This is a genomic window from Streptococcus suis (genome assembly GCF_002964045.1).
GTDB classification, from domain to species: domain Bacteria; phylum Bacillota; class Bacilli; order Lactobacillales; family Streptococcaceae; genus Streptococcus; species Streptococcus suis_U.
Genome location: NZ_POPB01000359.1, coordinates 1 through 7,906 on the forward strand (window position 1 = coordinate 1; position 7,906 = coordinate 7,906).

General features: G+C 42.8%; 11 protein-coding genes. 7 read left to right on the plus strand and 4 right to left on the minus strand.

Annotated features, from left to right (window positions below; genetic code table 11):
• The coding region (locus C1E99_RS08750; protein WP_238146183.1) for a transposase domain-containing protein at positions 1 to 183 on the plus strand (183 nt) is incomplete at its 5' end.
• A 116-nt stretch (positions 184 to 299) separates the two neighbouring features.
• Here C1E99_RS08750 and C1E99_RS08755 read toward each other — a convergent pair.
• The 4 genes from C1E99_RS08755 to C1E99_RS08770 all read right to left on the minus strand — a co-directional run bounded on the left by C1E99_RS08755 (position 300) and on the right by C1E99_RS08770 (position 3,416).
• Entirely contained in the window at positions 300 to 2,099 is a 1,800-nt protein-coding gene (locus C1E99_RS08755; protein ID WP_105207311.1) for an acyltransferase family protein, read from the minus strand.
• Entirely contained in the window at positions 2,089 to 2,511 is a 423-nt protein-coding gene (locus tag C1E99_RS08760; protein WP_105144789.1) for a hypothetical protein, read from the minus strand. Before C1E99_RS08760 ends, C1E99_RS08755 begins: the two co-directional genes overlap by 11 nt.
• Before the next feature lie 234 nt (positions 2,512 to 2,745).
• Positions 2,746 to 3,165 carry a low molecular weight protein-tyrosine-phosphatase gene (locus C1E99_RS08765; protein ID WP_105207312.1) on the minus strand — a complete coding sequence of 140 codons (420 nt, stop codon included), beginning with the start codon at positions 3,163 to 3,165 and terminating at the stop codon, positions 2,746 to 2,748.
• 44 nt (positions 3,166 to 3,209) lie between these two features.
• Positions 3,210 to 3,416, minus strand: a complete 207-nt coding sequence (locus tag C1E99_RS08770; protein ID WP_105118441.1) for a CsbD family protein — start codon at positions 3,414 to 3,416, stop codon at positions 3,210 to 3,212.
• A 203-nt stretch (positions 3,417 to 3,619) separates the two neighbouring features.
• Between C1E99_RS08770 and C1E99_RS08775 the strand changes: the two genes are divergently transcribed.
• The 6 genes from C1E99_RS08775 (at position 3,620) to C1E99_RS08800 (ending at position 7,784) form a co-directional block, all read left to right on the plus strand.
• On the plus strand, positions 3,620 to 4,141 hold the full coding sequence (locus C1E99_RS08775) for a Dps family protein (protein WP_105107945.1): 522 nt from the start codon (positions 3,620 to 3,622) through the stop codon (positions 4,139 to 4,141).
• Positions 4,142 to 4,299: 158 nt separating this feature from the next.
• Positions 4,300 to 4,482, plus strand: coding sequence for a hypothetical protein (locus C1E99_RS08780; protein ID WP_105107946.1), 183 nt, complete (start codon positions 4,300 to 4,302; stop codon positions 4,480 to 4,482).
• A complete protein-coding gene (locus tag C1E99_RS08785) occupies positions 4,479 to 5,357 on the plus strand; it encodes an ABC transporter ATP-binding protein (RefSeq protein ID WP_105207313.1) in 879 nt (292 codons plus the stop codon). Before C1E99_RS08780 ends, C1E99_RS08785 begins: the two co-directional genes overlap by 4 nt.
• Positions 5,354 to 6,085 (plus strand): ABC transporter permease, encoded by a 732-nt coding sequence (locus C1E99_RS08790; protein ID WP_105107948.1) that lies wholly within the window; start codon positions 5,354 to 5,356, stop codon positions 6,083 to 6,085. The genes C1E99_RS08785 and C1E99_RS08790 overlap by 4 nt, the downstream gene beginning before the upstream one ends.
• An 8-nt stretch (positions 6,086 to 6,093) precedes the next feature.
• On the plus strand, positions 6,094 to 7,188 hold the full coding sequence (locus C1E99_RS08795; protein ID WP_161943237.1) for a sensor histidine kinase: 1,095 nt from the start codon (positions 6,094 to 6,096) through the stop codon (positions 7,186 to 7,188).
• Positions 7,185 to 7,784 carry a response regulator transcription factor gene (locus C1E99_RS08800; RefSeq protein WP_105207314.1) on the plus strand — a complete coding sequence of 200 codons (600 nt, stop codon included), beginning with the start codon at positions 7,185 to 7,187 and terminating at the stop codon, positions 7,782 to 7,784. The genes C1E99_RS08795 and C1E99_RS08800 overlap by 4 nt, the downstream gene beginning before the upstream one ends.
• The last annotated feature ends 122 nt before the right edge of the window (positions 7,785 to 7,906 follow it).

The following is a 7,906-nucleotide window of genomic DNA, read 5'->3' on the forward strand; positions in this document are numbered from 1 at the left end:
GGAGCCAAGTCAACAGCTGTCATTTTGAGTCTTTTAGAAACAGCTAAGCGACACGGACTTGATGCAGAGAAATATATGAACTATCTTCTAGAACACTTACCTAATGAGGAGACACTCGCAAAAAAGGAGGTGCTGGAGGCTTATTTGCCATGGAAGGAAAAAATTAAGAGAGCATGTAAATAGAAAAAGGTTCCAGAGTCGATAGGACTTTGGAGCCTTTTCAAAATACTTTGTTATTGGGCGGTTACAAAACACCCATGCTTTCCATCAAATCAGAAGCAGGGGTGTCTTTTAGAAATTTAATTTTTTACAGGCCCATTAGCAGCGGTATCAATTGCGTTTTTAATGGTTTGTGCAAACAGGTCTGCGCCATTTGTTTCAAGGTTGAAGTGAACAAGATCGGTATTGAGCCAAATGGTGGGGTTGTCTTTGGCAACCTGGTACCAATCTGCAATAGAGATATAGTCATATTTTTCAGCTAAATCTTGTTCATATTGACCAGTCTTATAGGCAATAGAATTACTTGGTGTGTAGTTACCATCATACGGAGTAACAAAAATCAATCGGTGCCCTTTAGGGAAATCATTTACAAGCTGATCTAATAATTCTTGATAATTATCAGCAGCATTGGTTCCAAGAGCGACAACAACCGTTTCTTTCAGTGTATTATTTTGTTTGTACAGAGTGATGAGTTTTGAAATCTCTGTCAAGTTACGACTGACAGTACCATCAATTTGTGCATCAGGAAGAGTTTCTTGAATAGCTGAGCTGGCTCTCACTGTAACAGAATCTCCAAAAATAGTAATCCCTTTTTGGATTTCAAAACCCGTAGCCTTGACATTTTCTGCTGCAGATCGAGTAGTATTCATTTGAGTTTGGGCTTGGTAAATACTACTGATCATATTTTCGTGTTCAAAACTTCCGAGTTTAGGGGCAAATAGGCATATTCCTAGTCCCAAAATTGCTAGTGAACTTAAGCTGATTTCTATCCATTTTTTATATGGTTTTAAATCGATTGGAAGTCCAAATAGCTGACCGACTTTACCTGCAACAAATGGTTCAAAAATATAGAAGGAAATCGTTGCCAGGATAACAGAAAAGATGAAGGAGAGGGCGGCTGCGATTGTTCCATTGGTCAATTGAGTGAAAATAGTTACCAAGGGCCAATGGAAGAGATAGATTCCGTAGGAAATATTTGCAAGGAAGAGAATAATCTGAGGTTCTTTGATGGATTCGGTTTTCTCATGTAAAATTCGAGCGGAAAATACCATAGCTGCAGTAGCCAAACTGGATAGGAGTAGGCCAACCAAGTAGGTCCATATAGAGCTAAATTGGAGGGTGAAGAGTAAAATGATTTCAACTACTAGTCCACCAACAAAAATCCCAAGTGTTTTGAAGAAACTAAGTTTTTCAACCAAGTTATGAAATTGAGGTGTTGTATTGCTGACACCTGCAATAGTTGCTAACATTCCACCTAGAAAGAAGGGAAATGTATGTGTAAAGCTGGAATAATAAATAGATGAAAAATTGTCTGTAAAAAAGCTAGATAGAAACATGGCTAGGAAACTAAGTGTAAATAAACCAGTTGATGTTAGGAAAATCGTTCCTCTCAACTGCCCAATACTTTTAGAAATTCTCGCCATGAACCAAACGTAACCTGCCCAAAGTAAGTAGTATTGGACTTCGATTGCTAGGGTCCATGTGTGGACAAAGAGGTGAGGGGCAAATTGATTTTCGTAACTTCCTCCAGCCAAAATTTCAAAAAAGTTTGTCATAAATCCTAGCGTGGCTGCCACCTGGCTCCCGATGTTTGCTCGAAAATCATTACGAATGAGCAGGGTAAGAGGGAGTATCAATAATATGGTCAACACCAAAGGAGGAAGAATGCGATAAAATCTTCTTTTGAAAAAGCCAATAATATCAATTTTTTTATTTTTGGAAAATTCATCGATGAGTAATGCTGTCGTTAAATAACCAGATAGGGTGAAAAAGAGGTCCACCCCAACGAATCCTCCCGGAAAATTTTTGATAAAGAAGTGATAGAGTAGGACAAAAACTAGTCCAATTACCCTAATCAGTGAAAGCCATTTAATTTTCATTTTGATAGATCCCCTGTTTGAACGTCCCTTCGTATGTCGCTTGACCTTCAGTGGTCAATTTTCCCTTGCCGTCAGCATAGCCATTTCTGAATTGACCGGTATAGACCCAACCGCTGACTGATTTATAGGTTCCATTTCCGTTAAAAATGCCATTCCTGAATTGGCCTTCGTAGACATCTCCGTTTTCAAAGGTTAGTGTCCCTTGTCCATTCATTTTGCTAGCAACGACATTTCCGTTATACTGTATTCGTCCGTCATCTAAAGACAACACTTCTTTTGTACCAATTCGTCCCGTAAATACTGAAAGGGCACAAAAAAGTATGATTAAGATAGAAAGGACTTCAATTCTGGGTCTTGTAAAGAAGTCCGAAAAGGAATTCTTTACTTGTTTGTTTTTTTTAAACTCTTTCATAGATTCACACTTTCGATAATTTTTGATAAACAGTACTGATGGTATCTTAACTATTTTAATTGATTTCAATATCAATACCATCTGATTCATTTTACCATTTTTTTACAAATATTACAAAAATATTACGCAGAACATTCTAACATCCTATATTGTCAGTATGATAGTATGCCTGAAATAAATGAAAACTAAGGCAAATCTAGTTTATGATGGAAGGTATGGCACGGGGAAAATGTATTAAGTCAATTTATCTAACCAATCCTGACATCCCTGTTTAACCATACGGTAGGTTTCTTGGAAATCCCCTGTGTACCAAGGGTCAGGGACCGATTTGTCAGCGAATTGGAAAATCTTATCATGGGCATGGGCAGGAGCCATTTTCCGCAAATCACGGACGTTGTTGCTGTCCATGCCGATGATATAGTCAAATTCCTCAAAGTCTGTTTGAGAGATTTGTTGAGAGGTTTTGGTTTGGTCGTAGGCAATACCATACTCTTGAAAAATTTGCTGGGTTCCTGGGTAAATCGGATTGCCATGTTCCCAGCTGGACGTTGCCCGACTTTCAATGTGTAAGTTGTCAGTTAAATCTTTCATGACAAATTCTGCCATGGGGCTACGGCAGATATTGCCTAAACAAACAAAGAGGAGTTTTGCCATATTGTATCCTTTCTTTAAAAAAACGACCCTAAGGTCGTTTGTGTTTATTCCTTATCAAAGGCTTTCTTGATACCGTCAACTGCACCTTCAATGCCGTCTTTTGCATCTTCAACCAATTCTTTTGCCTTGCCCAGACCTTTTTCCACAAGCCCTTCAACTTCAAGACCTTTATCGCCTGTTAACTTGCCCAAACCTTCTTTGACAGAACCTGTCAACTGGTCGAGTTTTGCATTCAATTTATCTTCTGACATATGAACCTCCAATAGATGTTATAGGGAGTGATGGGAGAAATTCCCATATGTTGACTATCTATAGAATAACTTAAAGATCCTCATTTTGCAAGCGTTTTGCTTGTCTAAAAAAGGACTTCTCACTAGATGGTAATTAGTTGCACATTTATTTAAATAACATTATAATAAATATAAATAAAAATATAAGAAAGAAGGTTCCTTTTATGAAAAAAGAAATATTGAAGCCATCAGCTGAAGTTGCTAGTCTGTCTCTGGGGAAATCTCTGAACTATCAGGATACCAAGGCTATTCTCAATCAAGCTGTCGCAGACCTGTCAGTGGCTCATTCTATCTTGCATCAAGTTCATTGGTATATGCGTGGTCGTGGTTTTATGATTTGGCATCCTAAGATGGACGAATATATGGATGAGTTGGATGGATATTTGGATGAGATGAGTGAACGTTTGATTACTTTAGGTGGTGCACCGTTCTCAACACTGAAAGAATTTTCTGAATATAGTCAGCTGAAAGAGGTTCCTGGGGATTATAGCTTGACGATGGAAGAGCAACTGGCGCGTGTGGTGGATGTTTTCCGTTATTTAGCTGATTTGTTCCAAAAAGGTTTTGATGTCAGTGATGAAGAAGGTGACAGCGTAACCAACGACATTTTCAATGTGGCTAAGGCTAGTATTGAAAAACATATTTGGATGTTGCAGGCTGAACTTGGTCAAGCTCCTAAGTTGTAAATAGTTGAAGGGTCCAGTAGGACTCTTTTTTGCTGCAATCTTTAATATGACATTTGTCACATGAGTCCATGACAAAGGCTTCTAGTAGGGGTGTGGGTGATACGTTATACTGAGTGTGTAAAAGGAATTCAGTCAGTAATTAGTGTAAGGAGAGTAGTATGAAATCATTTGTTCAAACAGGTTTATCTTATTTCACAGTTGCCTTTGTGTTTCTCTATGCTTCCTGCATTTTGTTTGGTCAAGGCTTGCAAGTAATGACCTACTTGGCTTGGTCCTTACCAGCAAGTATGGTCATTGGGATTGTTGGAGCGGTGATATGTCAGAAAGGAGAGCAAGGATGATTCAAGTCAATCAGTTAGAAAAAATCATCAAAGGACGGACCATTTTGTCCGATATTTCCTTTGAGATAAGGTCTGGGGAATGTGTGGCCTTGATTGGTCCTAACGGGGCTGGGAAAACAACGCTCATGTCCTGTTTGTTGGGGGATAGAAAGGCGACGAAAGGCCAGGTTTTGTTGGACGGTCTGGCTCCGCAGGCTCAGTCTAATAAAGAAACGGTGGCAGTCTTGCCACAGGAAAATGCTATTCCGACAGACTTGAAGGTCAAGGAATTGCTCCGCTTTTTCCAAGCCATCTACAATGATAGTCTGACAGATGTGGAAATCGACAGCCTGCTCTGCTTTTCCCCAGAGCAAAAAAATCAACTGGCCGGCAAGCTATCGGGTGGTCAGAAGCGGCTCTTGGCTTTCGTCATCTGCCTGATTGGCAAACCCAAGTTGCTCTTCTTGGACGAGCCGACGGCGGGCATGGATACTTCGACCCGCCAGCGTTTTTGGGAGATTGTCCATGAGCTTAAGGCTCAGGGTGTGACTATTTTTTATACCAGCCACTATATCGAGGAAGTGGAGCATACGGCGGAGCGGATTTTGGTTTTGCACCAGGGGCGGTTACTAAGAGATACCACGCCATTTGCTATGCGGAGTGAGGAGCAAGAAAAAGAAGTGACACTGCCGATTGCCTTTGCGGCGGTGGTGGAGAGCTTGGCTGAAATCAATGAAATCAGCTACAAACAAGATACGGTCAGCTTCAAGACCCGAGCCATTGAGCAGGTTTGGGCTAGTTTGCAGGAGGCAGGTTGTCGGATTTCAGACCTAGAGGTTCAGAACAAAACTCTGCTCAATAGCCTATTTGACAAGACAAGGGAGGAAGAATCATGAAAGCATTGGTGCAAGTAGAAGCGGTCAAATTATCTAGAAGTTTGGGAGTTTTTCTCCTGTCAATCGGGATGCCTCTTATCTTTTTCCTGATTTTCTCATCGACAGTTCAGTTTGATGATGCGACCACGCAAAAGGCCTTTATCCAGTCCTATATGCTGACCATGACAGGTTTTTCCATGTCGGGCTTTGCCCTCTTTACCTTTCCTATGATGCTGGCTGAGGATAGAAACAATAGTTGGTTGACCTTTATCCAGCATTCTCCCCTGCCGATTTGGCAATACTATCTTTCAAAACTGGTGCGGGTCTTACTCTGCTTTGTGTCTTCCATTGCCATTGTTTTTGCGGTCGGAGGCTTAGTCAAGGGAGTTGAGATGACAGCTCAAGAATGGGTGTTTTCGGCTCTCTTGCTTTTAGTAACCTCTATCGTATTTCTAGCCATTGGCTTGCTTTTGGTGCAAATCCAGTCGGAACAAACCATGTCGGTGGTGGCCAACTTGCTCTACTTTGTTCTGGCTATCATGGGTGGCTCTTGGATGCCTGTCTCCCTCTTTCCTGACTGGGTACAGCGAATTTGCAAACTTATGCCCAGCTACCATGTCAATCAGCTGGTGACCACCTATGCCCAAGAGGGAGATTTTCTCTGGAAATCCTTGCTAATTGTCCTAGGATATGCCATAATTTTCTTAGGAATTGCTCTGACCATCCATAAAAAATCTGACCAGCAGTGAGGTGACCCATGATTTTTGAAAAAAGAAAGATACCACTCATGTTCTTCGTGGGCATGATCTTTCTCTATTTTCCGCTTTATTATGCCCAATATTCTCCAAATCCGACGGCTGTGGTTCTAGCAACCATTCTTTTTGCCCTAGTCTATTGTTCTCTCTTTTACACAGACCACAAGCTCTATTCCATGCTGGGCTGGTTTTACCTGATTGGCTACATCGCCGTCATGAGTTTTTGGGGCAATCTGCAGTTTTCCCTCTTTATCTTCAACCTGTCCAATATGCTGGGCTGGTATTATAAGGAAACTCGGCCGACCTATCGAACGGTGTCCTATGGGATCTTGTTGCTGGCCATTATCCTCTGGGCCCTTTTTGGACCTGTTCCCTTTGAAATGCGGGCTTTTGCACTCATCATTCACTTTTTCGGCTTGGCCTTGTTGATTTTCAGTTGGATTGAAACCAAGCGGGAAGCTCTCCAACAACGGATTCAGGAACAAAATGCTTCCATTAACCTCTTGCTTGCTGAGAACGAACGCAACCGCATCGGTCAGGACTTGCACGATACCCTGGGCCATGTCTTTGCCATGCTGTCCGTCAAGGCGGAGCTGGTCAAGACCCTTTTGGACCACGACCAGATTGACCAGGCCAAGAAGGAAGTGCAGGAGCTCCAGAACTTAGCCAAGGACTCCATGCAGGACGTCCGCCAGATTGTCCAGTCCCTCAAGCAGCACACCGTGGCAGAGGAACTCCAGATTTTGCAGCAGATGTTGGACTTGGCAGGAGTGGACTTGGTCGTTTTGGGCGGAGAAATAGCAGATCAGCTCAGTTTGCCTGTCCAGAACAAACTGGCTATGGTGCTGAGAGAGTTGGCCAATAACCTGCTCAAACACAGCCAGGCTAGCAAGTGCCGTTTGATAGTTGAAGAAGACCAGCAAGAATTGGTCTTGCACTACGAAGACAATGGTGTGGGCTTTGCCCAGTTGACAGGTCAAGAATTGCATACTATAAAGGATAGGTTGGTGACGGTGCAGGGTAGTTTGGAATTTCTTTCTCTGGTACAGCCCACCCGCCTGTCCATACGAATTCCGCTTGAGGAGGTGGTAGAATGAGAATCTTAGTCGCAGAAGACCAGGCCATGTTGCGGGACGCCCTCTGTCAGCTCTTGGGCTTTCAAGATGCGGTTGAGGCTGTTTTACAGGCAGAAAACGGCAGTCAGGCCCTTGTTCTTTTGGAAAAAGAGCCAGTAGATGTGTTACTCTTAGATATTGAAATGCCTGAGAAGACGGGGCTGGATGTCCTGGAATGGGTGCGTGAGAAATCCCTGCCCGTCAAGGTAGTCATCATGACCACCTTCAAGCGACCAGGCTATTTTGAGCGGGCGGTTAAGGCGGATGTGGATGCCTATGTGCTCAAAGAGCGCTCCATCTCGGACCTTATGCGGACCATTGAAACGGTCTTGGCGGGGCGAAAGGAGTACTCGCCAGAGCTAATGGATATTCTCCTGACCCAACGCAGTCCCTTGACGTACCAGGAAAGCCAGCTGCTCAAGCTAGTAGCTGACGGCTTGTCCAATAAGGAAATCGCCAGCCAGCTCTACCTATCTGACGGGACGGTCCGCAACTACATGACCTCTATCCTGTCCAAGCTAGGTGCTGAAAACCGCACGGCTGCTGTTAAGATAGCACAGGAAAAGGGTTGGCTATAAAATTATAAAGAGGCTGGGCAAAAACTAGCCAATAACTAAAAAAATACACAGACAGATTGAGCTGCTTCAGATGAAATCCAGCCGAACTGTCTGTGTTTTTCTTTCTGTTTCTACTCTCTTGG

What these genes read in the sequence shown, in the direction of transcription:
- C1E99_RS08785 (WP_105207313.1), top strand. Translation starts at nt 4,479, where the DNA reads ATGATTCAAGTCAATCAGTTAGAAAAAATCATCAAAGGACGGACCATT.
- C1E99_RS08755 (WP_105207311.1), bottom strand. Translation starts at nt 2,099, where the DNA reads ATGAAAATTAAATGGCTTTCACTGATTAGGGTAATTGGACTAGTTTTT.
- C1E99_RS08775 (WP_105107945.1), top strand. Translation starts at nt 3,620, where the DNA reads ATGAAAAAAGAAATATTGAAGCCATCAGCTGAAGTTGCTAGTCTGTCT.
- C1E99_RS08790 (WP_105107948.1), top strand. Translation starts at nt 5,354, where the DNA reads ATGAAAGCATTGGTGCAAGTAGAAGCGGTCAAATTATCTAGAAGTTTG.
- C1E99_RS08795 (WP_161943237.1), top strand. Translation starts at nt 6,094, where the DNA reads ATGATTTTTGAAAAAAGAAAGATACCACTCATGTTCTTCGTGGGCATG.
- C1E99_RS08770 (WP_105118441.1), bottom strand. Translation starts at nt 3,416, where the DNA reads ATGTCAGAAGATAAATTGAATGCAAAACTCGACCAGTTGACAGGTTCT.
- C1E99_RS08780 (WP_105107946.1), top strand. Translation starts at nt 4,300, where the DNA reads ATGAAATCATTTGTTCAAACAGGTTTATCTTATTTCACAGTTGCCTTT.
- C1E99_RS08765 (WP_105207312.1), bottom strand. Translation starts at nt 3,165, where the DNA reads ATGGCAAAACTCCTCTTTGTTTGTTTAGGCAATATCTGCCGTAGCCCC.
- C1E99_RS08800 (WP_105207314.1), top strand. Translation starts at nt 7,185, where the DNA reads ATGAGAATCTTAGTCGCAGAAGACCAGGCCATGTTGCGGGACGCCCTC.
- C1E99_RS08760 (WP_105144789.1), bottom strand. Translation starts at nt 2,511, where the DNA reads ATGAAAGAGTTTAAAAAAAACAAACAAGTAAAGAATTCCTTTTCGGAC.